This window comes from Sporobacter termitidis DSM 10068, assembly GCF_900130065.1.
GTDB classification, from domain to species: Bacteria; Bacillota; Clostridia; order Oscillospirales; family Oscillospiraceae; genus Sporobacter; species Sporobacter termitidis.
Genome location: NZ_FQXV01000023.1, coordinates 1 through 19,107, shown reverse-complemented (window position 1 = coordinate 19,107; position 19,107 = coordinate 1). Strand labels below are relative to the sequence as shown.

Sequence of the window (19,107 nt, the reverse complement as noted above, 5' to 3'; positions counted from 1 at the left end):
TCCCGGCGCTGGCGGCGAACCCGGAGAGGGCGGGCCCGGCGGTAGGGTTTTGGTTATGGACCTGACCGTCGTCCCATTGTCGGTCAAAGAGTATTCCTGCGGCGAACACACCATATTTGATGGCATCAGCGCGGAAACGGGCCACGCCTACGGCTCCGGCTATGTTGAGCCAAAATCGGGCCTCATCTTAGGGCGAAAAGGCGATACCGGGGAATTGGCGGGCGGCGCGGGGTCAGGATCGTCAGGCGTGGGGCCAAATGTAACGAAAAACGAAACCACTTATCACCCCGGAGCCAACGGTTCACCGGCATCGTTAGGCGGCGTTACAGCATACGGCGGATATGGCGGCGGCGCAGGCTCGGCGGGCAATGGATTAGCGGGGCAGAGCGGGGCTGTATCTAAATCTGGCGGATACAACTACACCTACACATTCCATGGCGGCGGTACTTGGTCGGGGACGATGACAGGCCGTTCGGACTTTACATTTAATGCTGATACGGGCGTGTTCACTTTAACGGGATCGACAGTCACAATTACGTCGGGGGCGTCGGCTGCGGATGTTACCCATTGTTACGTACTTAGCGGCGTTAACCTCTATAACTACCGTAATGTCGACAATGACGGTGTGTATCGCGGTGATTACATTGATACATACATAAGAACAGGCAGCCCGGCTGCATATACACAGTACAATGGTGGCGGTGGCGATGGCGGTATCGGAGCTCCCGGAGCGGATGCGACGGGATACGGTCAAGGCGGCCAGGGTGGCGACGGTGGCGGTGGCGGCGGACAATCGCAAGGATACTCCGGCGCTCGAACTGGCCTCGGTGGCGCTGGCGGTCTCGGCGGTGCCGGCCGCAAAGGCGTTATTATCATTTATTACTAAGAGGGTGAGACAATGCCAAGCTTTACACTTAAGTACACCGGCAAGCAGTTAGAGGATTTGGTTGCGACCGGCTTAACCCCGCGTGGCGCATATAACGCCGGTACGACGTACCCGGTCAAAAGCCTTATAACGTACAGCGGCAACGCCTATATCACGCTACAGGAGGTCACAGGCGTCACACCAACCAATGACGGCGTACATTATCAGTTGCTATTGCTGGAGATCGGCGAGGGCCCGCCGGGACCTGCGGGCGCAGACGGCCCGGCTGGACCGGCAGGAGAACCCGGACCCGCTGGAGAGCCCGGCCCGCCCGGTCCCGCTACGATAACGGTCGGGTCGTATACTACCGGCGATCCCGGTACTGATCTAATCATATCAAATTCGGGTACGGCAGAAAATCTCATACTCAATTTTGTGGTACCGCGCGGCAATCCTGGCGCAAACGGCAACGGCATCGCGTCAATAGCTCAAATAAGCGGCACAGGCGCACCGGGGACGTACGATACATACCGCATAACGATGACAAGCGGCGCAACGTTTGATTTTGATGTATATCAAGGCGCTAATGGCTCGGGCTCCGGCGACATGACAAAATCCGTCTATGACCCTACAAACAAAAATCAGGATGCCTTTGCCTATGCTGATACGGCGGCAAGCATAAGTGGTCTCACAGCAGAAACGGCCATCGCAGATACTGACTACTTTCCATATCAGGACACATCAGCGAATGGCAAGCGGAAAACGCTCTGGAGCAATATTAAATCCGTCCTCGGCGCGGTTTTCGCTCCACTAAGCCACATGCACGGTAATATCACCAACGCTGGGGCAATCGGCACGACGCCGAGTCTCCCGGTGTTTACGGGCACGTCAGGAGTGCTTACCGAGATGACCGTTGCAGCGGCCAGGAATGTCCTTGGCCTTGGCAATACGACTGGGCCAGTTCCGGTGTCCAACGGTGGTACCGGCGTGGCGACGGCTCCAGCAGCGCTGGCCACTCTCGGCGCTATGCCTATCGCTGGCGGGATATTCACCGGCGCGGCAATCGCCCAAACGAACACGAACTACACCACAGCGCAGATGCGCAATGTCACCCTCTCCACAGCGGACCCGAGCGGCGGCAACAACGGCGATATCTGGATAAAGTACCAAGCGTAGGAGGGTCTAAAAATGGCGCAGCCAATATCCAATCTCGCTGTCGGCGCGGTGGTAAAGTCGCTCGACACGACGTACAACGGCGCCGTCATCCGATTCAAGATAGGACATATTTCAGGTGGCCGTGTGAAGCTGTGCACTGAACGAATTATCACCTTGAAGTGTTTCGACGCCAAAGAGGCCAGCAACCCGAACAGCGGCCGTGCGGCTGGCGGGAATAATATGTACAGCGTTTCCAACATTGACCAATGGTTAAATAGTTTGGCTGGCGCCGGCGCTTGGTATTCCGCCCGGCACACCTATGATGCTCCGCCGAATAACGCAAACGTCTATTCGAATTATAATGAGTATGACGCTGAGGCTGGATTTTTGTCACATTTTGAAACGGCATTTAGAGATGCAATTCAAGATACGACAATCCGTGTAGTGAGGAACACCGTCACCGATGGCGGCAGCTATGAAGACATCACCCGGAAAGTCTACCTCCTATCAAGAACCGAAGTTGGGCAAGCAAACGAAAACGGCATCGCGGAGGGATCAAAGTGGGACCTTTTCAGCGACAACAATAGCCGTCTTGCTATGCCGACAGCCGAAGCTGTCAGTGCGTCCGAATACACGGACGCAGCCCTGTCTTCTTCTCAGAACTGGCAATACTGGCTAAGAACTCCGATTTCAAGTTCTTCAAGCGTCCAACGGTATGCTATTCCCGCTGGCGGCGGATCCAGTGATGCATATTACGGATATCAGGGCATTCGGCCTGCGTTGGAATTGTTATCCTCCGCATTGGTATCTGATGCTGCGGATACCGACGGTGCCTACATACTCCAGTTCGCAACAAACCCGCTGGCAAACATGAAGGTCAAAATAGGCGGCGCATGGAAAGATTGCGAGAGCGGCGCAGTAAATATCGGCGGGGTATGGAAGTCTATCGAATCGATACACACAAAAATAGACGGTGTCTGGAAAACAGTATAGGGGGTGATTAATTTGACAGTAACCATAGGCGGCCAAAACTTAGAAGTGCTCAACGTCGTCGGATCGCAGAGAAACTTTCAGGGCGCGAACCGCAGCACCTTAGAATTCCACTTTGCAAAAGAGGCAACCACCTTCGCGGAGCTCGACACGCTTTTCAAGAATCCGCCCGACAGCCTCACGCTCACGGATGACAGCGGCGCGTATGCCCACGACAACTATACCCTGCGCGTCTCTCTGGCGCTCTCCGACGTCGTCGTTACACCAGGCACAGATACGACACCGGCGGTCACTGAGGAACATTACATCGTCATCATGGCGCAGAAGACGTATGCAGAGAAGCAGCAAGAGGCGATTAAGGCACAGTCAGATATGACGCTGAATGCGTTTATCGATTTTTGCACGAATGCATTACCAAACATCATGGGAATCGGAGAATAATTTTATGGAGGTAAACAAAATGGCTTGGGTTATCGTATCGGACATTGAGAAGGCGAAGAAAGAACAGGGCCTCGCGGCGGCGCAGGACAGATACCGGGCGTGGTTCGTCAACATGGCGCTGTTCGCGATGTACAAGGCTGCTGTGGACAGCACATTGACTCTTGACGGCAACGCGGACTGTATCGTCACGGCGTAATGCATAGGGCGGCAAGAGCCGTCGCTGAATAATTACAAGCCGCCTCATGGCGGTATTTTTATGCTTAAAGTGAGGCGGCCATAATGGAAACGGTTTTAGAGGTTTTCAAACTACTTATCATACCAATCTGCATGTCAATTTTCGGGGCCTATATCAAGTGGCGATTTGACAAGCACGACAAGGCAGACAAGGAACGCAATGAGGCTCGGGTTAAGAAAGAGACGCTCATGCTTCGAGGCATCAACGCGGCGGCCGCACTCGGCGACGCGACGGCAGAGTGTATGCAGAGTTTGGCGGTAGATGAATCGGGGAAAGTCACAGCGTTTAAATGCAACGGCAATGTCAAAGCGGCCCGGGAGTACGCCGCCAACGTCAAACACGAACTGCGCGACTTCATGGACGAGCAGGGCGTACAGAATCTTATTTAGGAGGGATACATATCATGAAAATCATTGAAAACCTCGCGGCCCTGATTAAAGTCAAGACCATCGTCACCCTGGCTGTCGTCGCGGTATTCGTCTACCTCGCTATCGTCGGCAAGATATCGGCGGACAATGTGATGAGCATCGCCATGATGGTCGTCGCGTTCTACTTCGGCACCCAGACCGAGAAGGGGCAGACGAAATGACAAAAGGCATCGACTGCGCATCGCGCATAACAAGCACCGTGGCCGCCGACCTCGTACGCAGCGGCTACAACTTTGCCTGTCGGTACATCGCCGGCACATCCAAGCAGATGTATGCCGCCGAGGCTCAAATCATATCCGCTGCAGGACTGGATATCCTGTGCGTCTACGAGACCACAGCAGACCGCCCACGCGGCGGCGCGGCATCCGGCAGTGCTGACGGTGCGGCGGCGCTCAAGGCTGTTCAGGCACTTGGCATACCCGCCACGGGCATTATCTACTTCGCCGCCGACTTCGATGCCAAATCGACGGATATGAACAACATTGAATCGTATCTGCGCGCCGCGCGCGCGCAGACGGGAGCATACGAGATTGGCATATACGGTGAGACTTCGGTGATTGACGAAATGGCCGTGCGCGGCGCTTGCAAAGGCTTCTGGCAGACGTGCGGATGGAGTGCCGGGAAAGTCTCGCAATACGCCCAGGTGTATCAGTCCAAAGTTAATCAGAAGGCCGCCGGAATCAGTGTCGATTTTAACGAGCTTTATGTTGATCCGTCGGCCGCCGGAATGTGGAGCTACAGAGAAGAGGTGAAGCCGGTGGAGAATAAGCCAAGCGACTGGGCCGCCAGCGCCGTCCAAAAAGCCATCGCGCAGGGCCTGATTGGCGACGAGCATGGCGATCTGCATCTGCAGGACGCGGTTACGATGGAACACATGCTTGCAACCTTGGAGAAACTGGGGCTGCTGAACTGAATATACACGAAAATCCCCGGCTGCAAATCAAGGCTGCAGCCGGGGATTTATTTATTTTAAGAAAAAGTTTGTAAAAATCGAGCCGAAACACAACATGTGGTGTAGGCCTCAAATAAAAATATACCCATTGTGTTGCAAAAATCACATTTTTGAGTATAATGAAAGTAACAGGACCCCCCGCACCTCTCCACAGCAATGTGTGATGTGTCCCAGGGGGGACATTTTTATTTATGGATAGAGATGATTTTCCGTGGAGATAAAACAGCCCATAACATATATTCAGCAAATGGAAAAGTTGAGGTCCCGCGGATGCCAAATATCAGATGAGGATAAATGCACAGAAATCCTAAGAAACGTGAATTATTACAGACTGACTGCCTATTTTTTACCATTCAAGCAGTCGGATGATACATACCTATCAGGCACTACTATCGAACAGGTATATTGCATATATGAGTTTGATCGAAGATTGCGCAGGATACTATTTTCGGCTATTGAGGAAATTGAAATAAAGCTAAGGACAACCATTGCATATTTCCATTCTCACAAATATGGTTCCTTAGGCTATCAGAACAGCGACAATTTTAATCAGTTGCACAGGCATGAAAAATTTATGCAAAAGATGAATACGGAAATTCAACAAAATAAAAATGTACTTTATGTAAAACATCACCTTGAAAACTATGAAGGAAAATTTCCGCTATGGGTAGCAGTAGAATTATTCACCTTCGGCATGCTTTCTTGTTTTTATGCTGATCTCAAACGGTCCGACCAACGTATTATTGCGAATAACAATTTTGAAATAGAATCAGACGTTTTAAAGAGTTGGTTAAGGTGTTGCACGGATTTACGCAATATTTGCGCTCATTATGGAAGACTATATAACAGAAGGTTCCCTACCAGACCCAAAACTCCCGAAGATCACTTCGAATTAGAAAATAAATTATTCGATTTTATTGTTGCTTTAAAGCACTTATATCCGAATAAGGAACGCTGGAATAACGAGACACTACTTGCACTCAAAGCTTTAATAGACGAATACGAAGATTCGATTAAACTTAATCACATAGGGTTCCCAAGCGATTGGAATGAATTGCTCAATAATAAATAATAGGCCGGAGGCGTTAACCTCCGGCCTTTTTTATTCTTCTCTCCTAAACCACGTAACATCAACGACATCTCTGTACTCAATCACAGCATTGCCCTCGTAGTGCCGGTATCCATCTTTCTTGACCCGCTCAACCTCAAGCTCGGCGGCCCGTTGCGAATTCTTGGAGTATTCGACGAGCGTACAGATCGGTGCGGTACTGGAATACAGCAATTCGATAATTGCAATTCCTAAAATCCATGCGCGGCACAAGGAGCGTTTAAGCAAGTATTCAGTTACCCCCAAACTGGTGGCTACTGACGGGAAGGCATACAACGCGACTCGACAAATATTCAACCACCCTCAAAATGGGGGGGGGGGGTTGACAGAAAACTTAGCCTGTTACATCCGCAAGGGTAACGAAAATTTCGTACCCTTCTGGCGGTTTGCCCGCCTTTTTCTTGACATTCTACACTGTATTATTGGATTGAATTTACAGGTAGGAAGATATATATTGTAAGATAATAGAACAAATACAATATTAAGGGGAAAGGATAATGGACAAAAAACAGAGGACGGGATTCATTGCAGGTTGGATTTTTAGCCTACTCTTTTTATTAACAGGATTAAGCAGCATATTTAGGACCCCATTAGCCGGAGTATTTTTCCTGATGGCAGGATTGGTACTTCTGCCACCGCTCTCAAGGGTGGTTCATAATAAAATTAATTATAAGACGTGGCAGAAAGGTATAGTTATCGCAGTCTGCTTGATATTGGCAGGAGTGTTCTTACCAAAACAAGAAAATGTCTTATCTTCACCTAGCGTAGCGTCGGCTACTATTTCACCGCCTACAGCAGCAATATCAACCATTAACCCTAGCCCCGGCTTCAATACTCAGCCAAGCCAAACACCGTCCTCTTCAAATGATACAGGGGGCGGCTCATGGGCGTTGAATGTGGCCACATCTACATCGCCTAGCGTTACTGCATCGCCTTCACCGCCAGTAGACCCGAGCGTCCCAATTAAAACGTCTCCGAGTTCATCGCCAAGCCCAAAGCCTTCTCCATCACCAAGCCCGGAACAAACACCAGCGTCAAAACCTTCACCTTCACCGGCATCAATCGAATTAGTAAGCTTGACATCTCCGGTTAAGCATGGCGCCAACGCGACTATTACGATCAAAGGACAACCAAACACAGATTACGATATAACGGTATACTACAAATCAGGCCCGTCAACGGCATCCGGTTTGACGGAAAAGACCTCAAATTCCTCGGGTAAAGTGTCCTGGACGTGGAAAGTCGGAACGAGAACGACGCCGGGCACATGGACAATTACGATTAGCGGCGGGGATCAAAGTGAGACGTTTGATTTTATAGTGACTTAATTAAAAGAAACTCATGCAGTTCCCGGCCTGATACTGTCGGACAGTCGTTGTCGTAGGTGATTTTGATTAGATCGTTCATGCGTCCTCCTTATGTAGATTTTTGGAAACTGCCGGTGTATAATCGCCTCAAAGGGAGGAGGTGATAGGTAGTGGGCCCGACTAAAGATCAAATAGTTCACGAACTTGCTATGGCGTGCGTCAATGGAATTGTTCATGATAAAGTACTTAAAGAAAATCGCGAATCTGAGTACGGAATAACCAGCATACATGATCTTGTTACCGATGTGATTTTGGCATATAAGGAAGCCTACGAGACGATCGATCCGCAAATCATAATTACAGACGACTAGAGCTTGACAATGGTGCGGGTGCGCATTAGGTTCCTTGCGCGGTCTAGTGCGCACTCCGCGACCAACACGGAAGCCTGTTTCCCGACTACGCAGTTTAAGATATCCGCCGCAAGTGATTCAATTGTGGCTCTCTCTTCGGTTTTTCTTTTTGATTCTTTCAGGGCTTCCCACTTGTGGTCACTTCAATTTACTCACCTCGCGTTCTTCCGGGTGCGGTCGCATCGTCTGTCTTGCTTGTCAGGGTGATTCTTCCATGCGATCATAAATCCTGCGCCCTATATCGATGGCAAGATATTTTTTATCCTTCCCCATCGAGAAAAACGGTAGGCCGCTAACGTAGTTTGGCACTGTCCGGCGGTCACAGTTGAATAGCTTGGCAAGTTGTGTGACGTTGAGCATGTTTCCATAAGTTCTGCGGATATCATTGATGAGCTCTTGCTTTGTGGCCATTAAAATCCCTCGCATATTCTAAGTGAGGCAGCGCCGCCGTCCTTTGGGAAATACTCGTGGAGCTTGTCATAGGGCTCCTGGATGAGGTCCATGACGGCGTACATTTCGGAAAGGGTCCAGGGGCTGCGGCGATTGAATTTTGCGCTCACGGTGGCGCGTGATATGTCTTGCTTGAGGCCAGATATACATGGTCAATATCTAGTTCCAGGAACCTCCCCCGCAATTTGCGAAACATAATTACTCTCCTATACATTGTTTTCTCAAAAAAAGTGGGCTTATGACATTTTATCATAAGCCCACTTTTTCTATTCTTCATTTGCTTTCGCTGGCGCTGCCGTCCCGCTCCATGGTCTCGGTAATCGCTCGCGTAACAAAACCGTTAAGGCTCTCATCGTGTTTCTCTGCATGGGACTGTATACGCTCTTTAGCACCCTTAGGGACACGCACCTTCAACTCATCGTAATTATCTTTCATGTATTTTGCAACGGCTTTTTGCTGCGCTTTTGTAGCTGGTGACATATTGTTTCCTCCCTCATTATTTAAAGCGCTGTCTTATGCATAATTATTATATCGCCGCCGTATATCGGGGACAATATATATTTTTCACAATATATCGGGGACAATATTGTCTTTCTCTCCAATTGATATATCGGGTACGATATATTATACTGTGACCATAGATTCAAAGTTTAACGGAACAACCCGCCTGATGATGGCCTGAGGGAACAGGCCGAAACCACCCGATAGCCATCCGGGCCGGTCGCGGGAACCCGCCGGCACAGGGGAGCAAAGCCGCCCCTTTCATAATAGATTGTACTTTGAAAAAATGGAGGTATTATTATGTCTGAAAACACAACGTCAGCAACCATACACGAACTCGAAAAGCGGATTGAGGAAAACGAAGCGTTATACCGCGAATACGCTGACCGTTTGGTGAGTTTAAATATGGAATTCATTGGACTGATCGACGCGCTAAACATTGCGTGGGAAACTATTGAACTCCTCAGCGATTTCACGGATGAAAAATTCAGCGGATTGGATTTCCTCATAACGTCATGCGGCAAGCTACGCGCAGAACTGGGCAACCTTAGTGGGGATATGTTCCTGAAACGGAAGCTAGCATGACCAGATTATCGATTGATCGCAACAGCGAAGCCCCCGCTGTACTACTGTAGAGCCCCCTTACGTCGGCACTCAACCCAAAGCACGACGTAAAAAGCCCGATCTCACCGGAGCGGGACGGCTACATTATCGTCTCCCGCTCCAAGAAACCAAAATATATGGAGGTAATATTCATGGATAACATAACCGAAATCGATTGTGCCGCTGGCGTTACAAGTGATCTTCTTACCGCGCAAACGCTATTAATAGAAGCCTTAGACGACGAATTGAGTTACACCTCAGATTCAACGGATGGCCCTGGCAAAAATATGGTATTTATGGCCAAAGGCAGGGCATCTATGTATATCGCCGCCTTCACTGCACTTAATGTAACTCTCGGCCGTCTGAGGGACGATGTCTCTGACGCTGTTAGCGCCATTTATAAAGACCGGGCCAAAGAAGCTGCTGTAGGGGATGCTCCCAATGGTTGAAGTTATTTCTCGAGAATTATACGTATCAGATTTAACCGAAAAAGAGAAAGCATTAATCCTTCTGTTTCGAAGCGATAATGAAAGCCTCAAAAATCTTGTCTTAACTCTACTAGTAGATTCCCGGGGATAAAAAGAAAATTTGAGAGGAGCTTCCATACCTGGAGGCTCCTCGTTCTTTATGCTATTATTGTATGACATAACTATACAATAATTATTGTGAGGAGGCAATTAACTATGCCGAACACCCAAAAACAAACAATCAGTGCACGTGAAGCCGCCCGGCGTATGGGTTGCAGCGACGACATTATAAGGGCTGGGCTTATCTCAAAACAGTTTCCATTTGGACAGGCGCTTAGGCTCGAATCCGGCAGATATCGCTATTTCATTCCGCTTGAGGCCTTTGAGCGCTGGATGTACGACCCGTCAGGCAAAAGCCAGAAACTATAATGGAGGTTAATATGAAAAAAGAATTTGATCAAGAACGGCTTCAAGGGATAGAACGGATGTTACTGGACCCTGATATTTTAGTTCAATTTGCTATGGCTTTGAAAGAAGAGCGAGAAGCAAGGATTCAGGCGGAAAGTAAACTGAATCAGTTATTGAACGAAAAACAAGAATCCTCACCAATCGAAAAGCGAGACAGTACGAAAAATGAAGTATCCGCATTAAAACCAAATTTGAAGGTAAGTGAAGCGGCTAAAGAGTTGGGTGTTAGCATGAAAACGCTATACCGAAGAATCGCCGAAGGCGAGCTTAAGGCACAGCGGCTATCTCCCACCTGTCTTAGAATTGAAACTTCTGACTTCGTTGCTTTTAAGAACGGGCTTAAAGAGCGGAAACCATATACACGGAAAAAATAAAGCTTCACTATTAAGCGGCCTTCAATACTGATGTCCGAATATGGATTTTCTGAAGGGAATAGACTTTTCGCCATTTTTAACGGAAAGTTCCGATGGTCTGCCGCAGCCCCGATCATCAGCTCACCATTGAAATGGCAAAAGCGATATGCATGATACAGCGTTCCGAAAAAGGCAAGCAGGCTCGGCAATATTTTGATCACCCTCAAAATGAGGGGATTTGACGGAAATCTTAGGCGGGTACAGTCATAAGGGAGAGCCTGAATGATATTCTAGTCCGGGCGATAAAAAAAGGTACTTAAGCGCGATACTTTTGTGAACGGCTGTCTACCTAAAACATAAAGCAGGCCTATGTTAGATCGTAGACCTGCTTTATGTTTGTCTCAAAATGCACGATATTTATATTAAGCTACTGATGGGAGGAGGATGTATAATGACGGAACGCTTCGAGCTAACTCGAAAAGAGCTCTACGAACAAATATGGACAGAAACGCTGAGCAAAGTAGCCGCAAAATATCAAGTATCGTTCCCAAGACTGAAAAACATATGTGAACGCTATCAGATACCCTTGCCGGATAACAGATATTGGGGGCGTCTTAATACAGGCCAGAACCCAAAACGAAATGAGTTACCCGATCTGGATGAAAATATACGGATTACGTTTTACACCTCTGCGACCGATGATCAGTTGTTTGTCAAGTTCCTAAATGAAGAGGAGCGTGACAAAATAAATGAGGTCTACAACAACTTGAAAGTGGGCAGACAATTAAGAGAACCGCACGATCTCATCAAGAAAGTTGATCTGACGAGTGTATCAAAAGAGAATGAACGACGGGCGTTAATATTCCTCGATGCTTTGTTTAAAGCGGTTGAAAAAATTGGGGGAGCAATATGCAATGAGCCCTTTATGTATTTTCTCATTGCTGATATTAAAGTTGGATTCAGAATTAGAGAACGGCATCATAAAATTCATACAGGGAAGAAAGATAAATACGGAAATGGCTATGTGTGGAAACCATCAGGTATACTTTTGTTCAATATTTGCAATGGTCCCGTTGAGTCGGTTGTTATGAGCGAATTTGAGGAAACTGATAAGAAGAGCTTGGCCGACATCATACAGCGTATTTTTCTCAATATTATCAAATTAGCGTTCAGACATAAGGAACGCAGTGAGGAAATAGCAGAGGCTTTGCGCCGGGAAGAAGAGGCCCGGCTGGGAAGAGAAGTAGACCGATTAATGCATGAAAAAGAGCTGAATAGAACACGAGGTTTAATTGCTGAAGCTCAGCGCTTCCGCATCGCCGAAGATATAAGAGCATATGTATTGGCGATCGAAAGGAATATGTCAGTAAGTAAAGAAGCGCCCATGGGTAAAACCACTGATTGGGTTGCCTGGGCTCGCCATAAGGCGGATTGGCTTGATCCGATAGTCAATAACAGTGATGAAATACTAGATTTAGCAGACGTGGAGAAAGTCTTTTGCGGCACATAGTGTAATGGGCATCACGATGGCAGCCATAAGGGTGTGCTAGTCGGCAACGGTCCCTATATTTATCACGCAGAAAATAAGCGCTCTGGTGAGCGCAAAGATAAGTTATAACCATATTCGTTTAAAATGCGTTATATATTCGTTATTTCCTCTCTACAAACCACCTGCCGATATTGTTGCCGCGCGGGCTGGCATTGCGCTCGAAAAACAAGAAACTCTCCTTGCCCTTTATCCTGACCGTGTACCTGTCCCCGCTGCCGCCGGCTTTCATGGCCGCCGCCTGCCGAATATCGACGATGCGGTCAATATCGTAGGTACGGCCGTCCTCCCAGGTGAGCGAGACGGGCAGCATCACGCCGACAGGATCAAAGGATGCCAGAACTTCGACATATACTTTGTTCTCCATTAATCAGCACCCCCTATTGAAACATCATCCCCGGAAGGTTGACTTCATGAACGCCGAGCCCTGGCATTTTGAGGTTGCCCATCAGACAGGCGTTAATTATCGCTCCCTTTCCAAAGCGTGCGCGGATGTCCTCTATGGCGCCATCCAGTCTTTCCCGTTTTTCGCGGCGAACCGGATCGTCGTAGAGATTGAGCTGTATCGGCTGGGACGCCGGTATCAGGTTGATTGCCCGGATCGTCACTGCGCGCACCGGCACTCGCCAATCATAATTTTTATCAAACAGCCACCGTCCCTTCCTGGCCAACTCTAAGGGGCTTTGGGTTGGGATATCCAACATCGTCTGATATTGCCTCCAGGCAAGGCTGTTATCCTTAACGGTAATCTGCACGCCTCGGGCCTTAAAGTCGTTCTGCCGGAGCTTCCGGCCGATCTCCTGCGATAGCTGCAGCATCACTTTCCAGACTTCCTCGCTGTCTATGAGGTCTTCGACACAGGTAATGCCGTGGCCGATGGACTTGATCGGCACCGTGTAATCTTGGTGCATGACGCGGGATGCGTCCAGGCCGGCCGCAAATCGCCAGATAGCCAAGCCGTTGACGCCTAACAACCGTTTGAGAAAATCCGGCGACGTGGTGGCGAGCTGCCCAATGGTATGAATACCATATGTCGCTAGTTTGCGCGTCGTGGCAGGGCCGACGTAAATGAGTTCGGAGGCCGGCAGCGGCCATATTGTTTCTCGAAAATTTTCTTCGCTGATCAGCGTTACTGCATCCGGCTTTTTTAGGTCGCTGCCAAGCTTGGCAAATATCTTATTGAACGATACCCCGATGCTGACCGTCATGCCGAGTTCATCGCGTATGGTCCTGCGTATCTCATCGGCCACGACTGGTCCGTCGGCGTATCTGCAACCGGTCAGGTCGAGCCAGCACTCGTCCATACCAAACGGCTCAACGCGGTCAGTGTATCGCTGATAGATTTCGCGCGCCAGGCGAGAGTATTTAACATATTGCTCATACTGCGGATGCAATATCAATAGCTCTGGACAAACCCGTTGTGCTTCCCAATTGGCCATCCCGGTCTTGACCCCGGCCTTTTTGGCTAAATCGGATTTTGCCAGGACGATGCCGTGCCGGTCCTCCGTCGAGCCGCAGACAGCCACGGCCTTGCCTCGGAGTGTCGGGTCAAGTACCGTCTCCACCGAGGCGTAAAAGCTGTTTAAGTCGCTGTGCAGTATTGTGCGTGCCATGTCAATATGTGTGCACCTCCTTGCCTCGCATTGTGAAGAGAAGTTACATATAGTATTATACGCATCAACTTCGCTTACTTCACATTTAGTTCACTAAAATTAACATGGCGTCTATATGAAGTCAACGTGTAAATTATGGTTGTCCGGCGTATATTACAAAGGGCAGGACTATAAATGGTACCCTAGTAGGGACGATGTTTTGCATTGAAAAGGTTAGATATCTAGGTGAGTCAAAGACGCGAAGCCGTGACGTGCTGCCCTGACTTCCCATTTTGACCGCTGCGCATATGGGACTGAAGGGCAATGATAAAAGATGTAAACTAGTCGCATATAGCTCTGTTACGAGGAAAATATAGAAATATAGATTTATAGCGATTCTTTCTATTAAGACATTGGCATACAGCACAAATATGACGGTGAAAAATTATGAACCTTATCTATTGCATTTATGTACATTTTCTGGTAAATGTGCTATAGTTGTAGTAGGAATAATAAAGGAGGCGTGCACACTATGTTCATTGGTAGTGTCCTTGGGGAAAGAATGGATATGCTTGGCGTCTCTCTTGAAACTCTTGCCGACGAAACCATGTTAGAAAAACAGTTTATAGAAGATATTCTAAACAACCGTATCGAATTTGAGAATATTGATGAATTTGATATCGAAGTAATATCAAATGCGTTATATTGTGACACAAATTACTTTACGGATGAACGAAGTAGATTAAATGATGTAGTTTTATGTTCAAAAAATCGAGGGAACGACACCACAAAATCAAATTTAGCTAAAGCCAAATTACAAAGTTATATGAGAGACTTAATATGGATCAAGGAAGCTTTATGTTAGGATGAGTAATTTGAACAATATATTTGAAGAAAAAGTAAAGATGGCCAGGAAAGTGTTTTGCATTCAAGACTTTCCTGGCGATCTTTTTACTCATATAACTAAATCAGAAGAGTATATTGATAGATTTAAACTTATTATTTTTAAGGAAGACCTGCATAAGTTGCATGGATTTATTGCCTATGAAGGGGACTATACTTATGTAGGTATTAATCATAAACGACCAATTTATGTTCAGAATTTAACATTAGGACACGAACTGGGTCATCGATTTCTCCATGAGGGAATGTTTTATTCAGACGATAAGAAAAGTGTCGAAATAGGAGCTTCGAAAAATACGGAAGAATCAGAAGCCTTCGAATTTGGGCGTGAGTTACTTTATCCTAAATCTCTGTTTCATGAAGACGACGAATATATTAACAAGAATTCCCTTCTAAATCCAAGTCAAGCAAAGCGGCTCGGCTTATTTATAAACGAATTATGTCATAAGTATTATTTAAGTTTTGAAACGGTCCTCCGATGGCATTTATACAAAAATTATAAGGTAAATCTATATTATCAGTACATTGATTCAATCAATGACGCCTTGGGAACAAAATATACTAATTTAGATACTAATTTTTATATAGCTAAAGATAGCACTTATGATAAACCTTCAGACGCGCCATATATACATTTGCATCACTTAGTTAAAGAAGCAATTGAAAAAAACATAATTAGTAAAGCAACAGGCGAAGCCATTTTATTTCCTTATTTTAATCAGGAAGGGGAATAATAATGGAACACTTATTTGATACATGTACAATAAAGCATGAGTTAAAAACGGATACCGTAATTTTCGCGGTGGCCGAATATTGCTCTAATATTAAAGAACCTTTTACTATTTCCTCGGTGATTAAGAATGAATTACGGCCACCAAATACACTAAGCAAAGCTGAGTATGAAAAAGCTAGTAGGGTTAACGCCTACATTGAGCGCTACATAAAGTCAGGTCACATAAAAGTAATTGATATCAGCACAGAAAATACAATAAAACTAAATTTTAATAAACTACGGCAATGTCATTATGGATGGATGACAAGAGGAGATTATTGTAAACACCTAATTGAAACTGGGGAGTTAACACTTGAAGAATATAAATCACCGGGTTTTCGGAACCGAGATGCTGGCGAGTGTTCTTTAATCGCGATTGCTTTAACATCACCGAAAAGTTACGTTATTATTTCGGAAGACAAGGGAGTGGTTTTTTCACATCCACATATTAACATATTTGATGTGTTTAAAAGCAAAGGACTTAATATTGTAAAATTTAAAGAATGGCTATATTACAGTGACGTTATGAGTGGCGGACCAGACGATTGAAGTAAACTTACCTTGTTATTCGCCCATTTCTCTTTTCCCGTTTAACATCATATCCGTAAGAAATCTTGCATGTTGGCCATATATCTTTTGGGAGGCAAGAACATCCCGGTAATTTAAATGTTGCAGTTTTCGGAGGCTCTCGCACACGAGATATTTTCACGACAGTTTTCACGACAAATAGGATTTTTTCGTCTGTAACGTGATTTTACTAAATTGACTAAAAACCTTGATTTTACGGCACATTTCCATACTCGGTTTCATCTGATTTTATATCGTTTTACTGGTAAATCTTAATTCAAATCCTTCTGCCCCTGCCAAGAGAAAAAGCCTGCGGCGATCATTCGTCACAGGCTTTTTTCTGTTCCCGGCAAGAAACCCGCTTCAGCGGAATAGCAAAGCGTATCGAATCTAAAATCCCGTCTCTTCGTTTCAAGAGACGGGATTTTTATTATTTCTCGCTGTTATCTAAATCGGCTTCGGATATCAAATGTATAAAATCGTGTGCCTCGCTGGACAGCCGGTCGCCTCTCCAGGCAACAATGACGTTATGCTTTTCCGGTTCCGGCAAAGGGTAGTATTTAATGTCGCCAAAGCCAAGATGCTCATATCGCCCGATGATCCCCACGCCTTTACACTGACGGATATTGTAAAGAAGCGTCATGAAGTTCGGCACAAACTCGAGGCCCTTCGGCGTAAAACCCATTGTCTGGCACTTTTTCAGCGTGTTATTCAGGTTTGTCAAATCCTTCGGTATCGGCACGGCGTAGAATATCTCGTCGCTCAGCGCCGCGTAGTCGAGTGTATCCGAGGATGCCAGGGGATGATGTGCACTGATGGCGATAAAGCGTTCAAACGTCGAAATGCGCCTGAACGAAATGCCCTGTATGTCGGCAACAGGAAAGTCCTGCGTAAAGACGAGGTCGGCATCGCCCAATTCCAGCGCCTGGCGCAGCTCTCTGAAATCAAACAAAGTCACAGTCAGGGTAACCTTGGGGAACTGGTTTTCGTATTTGGCGACCAGCTCCTTCAGTTCGTCAAAGTCGGCTGCAGCGTCAAAGGAGGCCGGCGCCACGATACGCAGCGTTTTGGGTTGCACGGAGATGCTGCGCGCCGTTTTAATCGTCTTATCCATGCTGTGGTACAGCGCCTCAAGGTTGGCATACAGGTATTTACCTTCATCGGTGAGTGCAAGCCCCTGGTTGCTCCTGGTGAACAACTGGAGCTCCACGCCCTCCTCAAATCTTTGGAGCGTCTTGCTGAGCGCCGATTGGGAGATAAACATGGCGTTGGCCGCCTTGGAGAAGTTCAGGTATTTCGCGACGGTCAGAAAGGCCTCCATCTGCTGGAATGTAATATTGTACATGGTCAATTCACTCTCTGTCATTCGCTTTGAGCTGTGCCGGGATACCGCAACAGGTTTCATTATAGCAGACATCAAAACGAAAGACAATAAACACTCTTCCATGAACGTTGGAGCAAAGAGGTTATTAAGGACACTATTAATGTTGTACAAATCCGCCCCGTGCTATTAAACTGTTTGTGTGATATTTGACATTTGATTTTTTTGGCCACAGATTTGAGCCGGAGAAGAACGCGGCTGCGATTCTGATTGGGCTCGGATCACACCGGCAATATTCCAAAGGAGGCGCCATATGGCACAATATCTGGATTACGGATTTCAAGGCAGACCGGCGATTATCACCGGCGCGGGGACGGGCATGGGAAGAGCCAGCGCCGTCGAGCTTGCCAGGGGCGGCGCCAAGGTGGCGCTCTTCGGCCGCCGGGCCGACAAGATTCAGGAGGCGCTGGAGGAGTGCCTGAGGTATACGGACAAAGCCATGGCGCTGTCCGTGGACGTCAGCGATGAGACCGCCGTCAAAGACGGCGTGGGCAAGGTGCTGGAGGCCTTCGGCAAGGTGGATATCCTTATCAACAACGCCGGCATCGAGTCAAGGCTGAAGCCGGGCCAAACGTTTTTCGAAGATCTTTTCGACACCCTGAGCCCGGAGGAATACCTCAAGTTCTTCAAAATACACGCGCTGGGACACTATCTCATGAACCTGGCCGTCATCCCAAGCATGCAGAAAAACCGCTTCGGCCGCATCGTCAACATCACCTCCGTCACCGGCGTCAACGGCGCGTATTCCACGCCTGGCTACACGGCCTCCAAGGCCGCCGCCATCTGCCAGACAAAGGCCTTTGCCAAGAAGTACGGCAAGGACAACATCACGGTAAACTCCATCGCCCCCGGCATGGTGGACACGCCCATGAAAATCGACGCTACGCCTGAGGAGTACGCGGCTGTAACAAACAAGACGCCGCTGGGCAGAGTCGCCCAGCCGGTGGACATTGCACGCGTGGCGATGTTCTTTGCCCAGGAGAATCTGTTCGTCTCCGGTCAGAACCTGATCGTGGATGGGGGCGCAACGGTCTAATATTGTACAGGGTAACTTCATAAATAATTAATTAAGGAGGCTGAATCATATGCGTTGTAAAGCTGCTCTTGTCCCGAAGATGGGGCTTGACGTTGTGGTGGAAGAGGTGGAGTTGGCGGAGCCGGGGGATTATGAGGTCCGCTTAAAGGTCATGACATGCACCATCTGCCACAGCGATATCCACGCGCTGACGGGCGAACACGGGGTGTACGAGGGCCCGGGCATGGCCGGCCACGAGATTGCCGGCATCGTCGACAAATGCGGGGCGAAGGTGACGTACGTCAAGCCCGGCGACCGGGTTTTGTGCACCGAGGTGCGCCAGGGCTGCGGCCACTGTGACCAGTGCCTGCATGACCGCCACTGGTTCTGCGAAAATGTACCCCACACCAGCGACCTGTTCCGCATCCCCAGCCCGTATACCCGGTTAAATGGTGAAGTCATCATCCAGACCTGCTCCGGGGCCAGCGGCTTTGCCGAGTACACTAATGCCCACGAGTCCATGCTCTGCAAGCTGGACGACGATATACCCTTTGAGATCGGCTCCGCCCTGGCCTGCGGCTTCATGTCCGGCTTCGGC

At 48.0% G+C, this 19,107-nt stretch carries 25 protein-coding genes; 20 read left to right on the top strand and 5 right to left on the bottom strand.

What is annotated here, in order from left to right; genetic code table 11:
- Positions 1–49: 49 nt before the first annotated feature.
- The 10 genes from BUB60_RS19000 (at position 50) to BUB60_RS19960 (ending at position 7,502) form a co-directional block, all read left to right on the top strand.
- Complete coding sequence (locus tag BUB60_RS19000) at positions 50–886, top strand: hypothetical protein (protein WP_073083211.1); 837 nt, start codon at positions 50–52, stop codon at positions 884–886.
- Positions 887–898: 12 nt separating this feature from the next.
- The gene (locus BUB60_RS20310) at positions 899–2,041 is read left to right on the top strand and encodes a hypothetical protein (RefSeq protein ID WP_073082147.1); all 1,143 of its coding nucleotides are present in this window, start codon (positions 899–901) and stop codon (positions 2,039–2,041) included.
- Positions 2,042–2,053: 12 nt separating this feature from the next.
- Positions 2,054–3,013 carry a DUF6273 domain-containing protein gene (locus tag BUB60_RS18990; RefSeq protein WP_073082150.1) on the top strand — a complete coding sequence of 320 codons (960 nt, stop codon included), beginning with the start codon at positions 2,054–2,056 and terminating at the stop codon, positions 3,011–3,013.
- A 12-nt stretch (positions 3,014–3,025) separates the two neighbouring features.
- A complete protein-coding gene (locus tag BUB60_RS18985) occupies positions 3,026–3,451 on the top strand; it encodes a hypothetical protein (RefSeq protein WP_143162431.1) in 426 nt (141 codons plus the stop codon).
- A gap of 19 nt (positions 3,452–3,470) precedes the next feature.
- Positions 3,471–3,647, top strand: coding sequence for a hypothetical protein (locus BUB60_RS20305; protein ID WP_159435485.1), 177 nt, complete (start codon positions 3,471–3,473; stop codon positions 3,645–3,647).
- 83 nt (positions 3,648–3,730) lie between these two features.
- On the top strand, positions 3,731–4,075 hold the full coding sequence (locus BUB60_RS18975) for a hypothetical protein (RefSeq protein ID WP_073083201.1): 345 nt from the start codon (positions 3,731–3,733) through the stop codon (positions 4,073–4,075).
- A gap of 14 nt (positions 4,076–4,089) precedes the next feature.
- Positions 4,090–4,275, top strand: coding sequence for a hypothetical protein (locus BUB60_RS18970; RefSeq protein WP_084726631.1), 186 nt, complete (start codon positions 4,090–4,092; stop codon positions 4,273–4,275).
- Positions 4,272–5,027: a glycoside hydrolase domain-containing protein gene (locus BUB60_RS18965; protein WP_073083197.1), complete on the top strand. Its 756-nt coding sequence runs from the start codon at positions 4,272–4,274 to the stop codon at positions 5,025–5,027. Before BUB60_RS18970 ends, BUB60_RS18965 begins: the two co-directional genes overlap by 4 nt.
- A gap of 250 nt (positions 5,028–5,277) precedes the next feature.
- Positions 5,278–6,138, top strand: a complete 861-nt coding sequence (locus BUB60_RS18960; RefSeq protein ID WP_073083194.1) for an Abi family protein — start codon at positions 5,278–5,280, stop codon at positions 6,136–6,138.
- Positions 6,139–6,671: 533 nt separating this feature from the next.
- Positions 6,672–7,502 carry a hypothetical protein gene (locus BUB60_RS19960; RefSeq protein WP_143162430.1) on the top strand — a complete coding sequence of 277 codons (831 nt, stop codon included), beginning with the start codon at positions 6,672–6,674 and terminating at the stop codon, positions 7,500–7,502.
- A 587-nt stretch (positions 7,503–8,089) separates the two neighbouring features.
- Here BUB60_RS19960 and BUB60_RS18945 read toward each other — a convergent pair.
- On the bottom strand, positions 8,090–8,302 hold the full coding sequence (locus BUB60_RS18945; protein ID WP_073083184.1) for a hypothetical protein: 213 nt from the start codon (positions 8,300–8,302) through the stop codon (positions 8,090–8,092).
- A gap of 312 nt (positions 8,303–8,614) precedes the next feature.
- The gene (locus BUB60_RS18940; RefSeq protein WP_073083181.1) at positions 8,615–8,821 is read right to left on the bottom strand and encodes a hypothetical protein; all 207 of its coding nucleotides are present in this window, start codon (positions 8,819–8,821) and stop codon (positions 8,615–8,617) included.
- A gap of 321 nt (positions 8,822–9,142) precedes the next feature.
- On the opposite strand from BUB60_RS18940, the gene BUB60_RS18935 reads away from it, so the two are divergent.
- The 5 genes from BUB60_RS18935 to BUB60_RS18910 all read left to right on the top strand — a co-directional run bounded on the left by BUB60_RS18935 (position 9,143) and on the right by BUB60_RS18910 (position 12,243).
- On the top strand, positions 9,143–9,427 hold the full coding sequence (locus BUB60_RS18935; RefSeq protein WP_073083176.1) for a hypothetical protein: 285 nt from the start codon (positions 9,143–9,145) through the stop codon (positions 9,425–9,427).
- 170 nt (positions 9,428–9,597) lie between these two features.
- Positions 9,598–9,894, top strand: coding sequence for a hypothetical protein (locus BUB60_RS18930; protein WP_073083173.1), 297 nt, complete (start codon positions 9,598–9,600; stop codon positions 9,892–9,894).
- A 234-nt stretch (positions 9,895–10,128) separates the two neighbouring features.
- Positions 10,129–10,341 (top strand): hypothetical protein, encoded by a 213-nt coding sequence (locus tag BUB60_RS18925; RefSeq protein ID WP_073083169.1) that lies wholly within the window; start codon positions 10,129–10,131, stop codon positions 10,339–10,341.
- An 11-nt stretch (positions 10,342–10,352) separates the two neighbouring features.
- Positions 10,353–10,754 (top strand): helix-turn-helix domain-containing protein, encoded by a 402-nt coding sequence (locus BUB60_RS18920; RefSeq protein WP_073083165.1) that lies wholly within the window; start codon positions 10,353–10,355, stop codon positions 10,752–10,754.
- A 430-nt stretch (positions 10,755–11,184) separates the two neighbouring features.
- Positions 11,185–12,243 (top strand): hypothetical protein, encoded by a 1,059-nt coding sequence (locus tag BUB60_RS18910; protein WP_073083162.1) that lies wholly within the window; start codon positions 11,185–11,187, stop codon positions 12,241–12,243.
- Between the two features lie 139 nt (positions 12,244–12,382).
- Here the strand turns inward: BUB60_RS18910 and BUB60_RS18905 are convergent, their stop codons facing one another.
- Together BUB60_RS18905 and BUB60_RS18900 are read right to left on the bottom strand one after the other, a co-directional pair.
- The gene (locus BUB60_RS18905; RefSeq protein WP_073083159.1) at positions 12,383–12,646 is read right to left on the bottom strand and encodes a hypothetical protein; all 264 of its coding nucleotides are present in this window, start codon (positions 12,644–12,646) and stop codon (positions 12,383–12,385) included.
- 13 nt (positions 12,647–12,659) lie between these two features.
- Positions 12,660–13,892 carry a DNA polymerase Y family protein gene (locus tag BUB60_RS18900; RefSeq protein WP_073083155.1) on the bottom strand — a complete coding sequence of 411 codons (1,233 nt, stop codon included), beginning with the start codon at positions 13,890–13,892 and terminating at the stop codon, positions 12,660–12,662.
- A 511-nt stretch (positions 13,893–14,403) separates the two neighbouring features.
- On the opposite strand from BUB60_RS18900, the gene BUB60_RS18895 reads away from it, so the two are divergent.
- Genes BUB60_RS18895 through BUB60_RS19950 form a run of 3 tightly spaced genes read left to right on the top strand, consistent with a single transcriptional unit; the run spans position 14,404 to position 16,095 of the window.
- Entirely contained in the window at positions 14,404–14,736 is a 333-nt protein-coding gene (locus tag BUB60_RS18895) for a hypothetical protein (protein WP_073083152.1), read from the top strand.
- A 10-nt stretch (positions 14,737–14,746) separates the two neighbouring features.
- Complete coding sequence (locus BUB60_RS18890) at positions 14,747–15,508, top strand: ImmA/IrrE family metallo-endopeptidase (protein ID WP_159435483.1); 762 nt, start codon at positions 14,747–14,749, stop codon at positions 15,506–15,508.
- Between the two features lie 2 nt (positions 15,509–15,510).
- Positions 15,511–16,095 (top strand): hypothetical protein, encoded by a 585-nt coding sequence (locus BUB60_RS19950; protein ID WP_143162429.1) that lies wholly within the window; start codon positions 15,511–15,513, stop codon positions 16,093–16,095.
- Positions 16,096–16,543: 448 nt separating this feature from the next.
- Here BUB60_RS19950 and BUB60_RS18885 read toward each other — a convergent pair whose 3' ends face one another.
- Positions 16,544–17,458 carry a LysR family transcriptional regulator gene (locus BUB60_RS18885; protein WP_073083149.1) on the bottom strand — a complete coding sequence of 305 codons (915 nt, stop codon included), beginning with the start codon at positions 17,456–17,458 and terminating at the stop codon, positions 16,544–16,546.
- A gap of 289 nt (positions 17,459–17,747) precedes the next feature.
- Here BUB60_RS18885 and BUB60_RS18880 point away from each other — a divergent pair, with 289 nt between their 5' ends.
- Together BUB60_RS18880 and BUB60_RS18875 are read left to right on the top strand one after the other, a co-directional pair.
- Entirely contained in the window at positions 17,748–18,530 is a 783-nt protein-coding gene (locus BUB60_RS18880; RefSeq protein ID WP_073083145.1) for an SDR family NAD(P)-dependent oxidoreductase, read from the top strand.
- 49 nt (positions 18,531–18,579) lie between these two features.
- Positions 18,580–19,107, top strand: a 528-nt coding sequence (locus BUB60_RS18875) for an alcohol dehydrogenase catalytic domain-containing protein (protein WP_159435481.1), incomplete at its 3' end; no start/stop codon positions are given.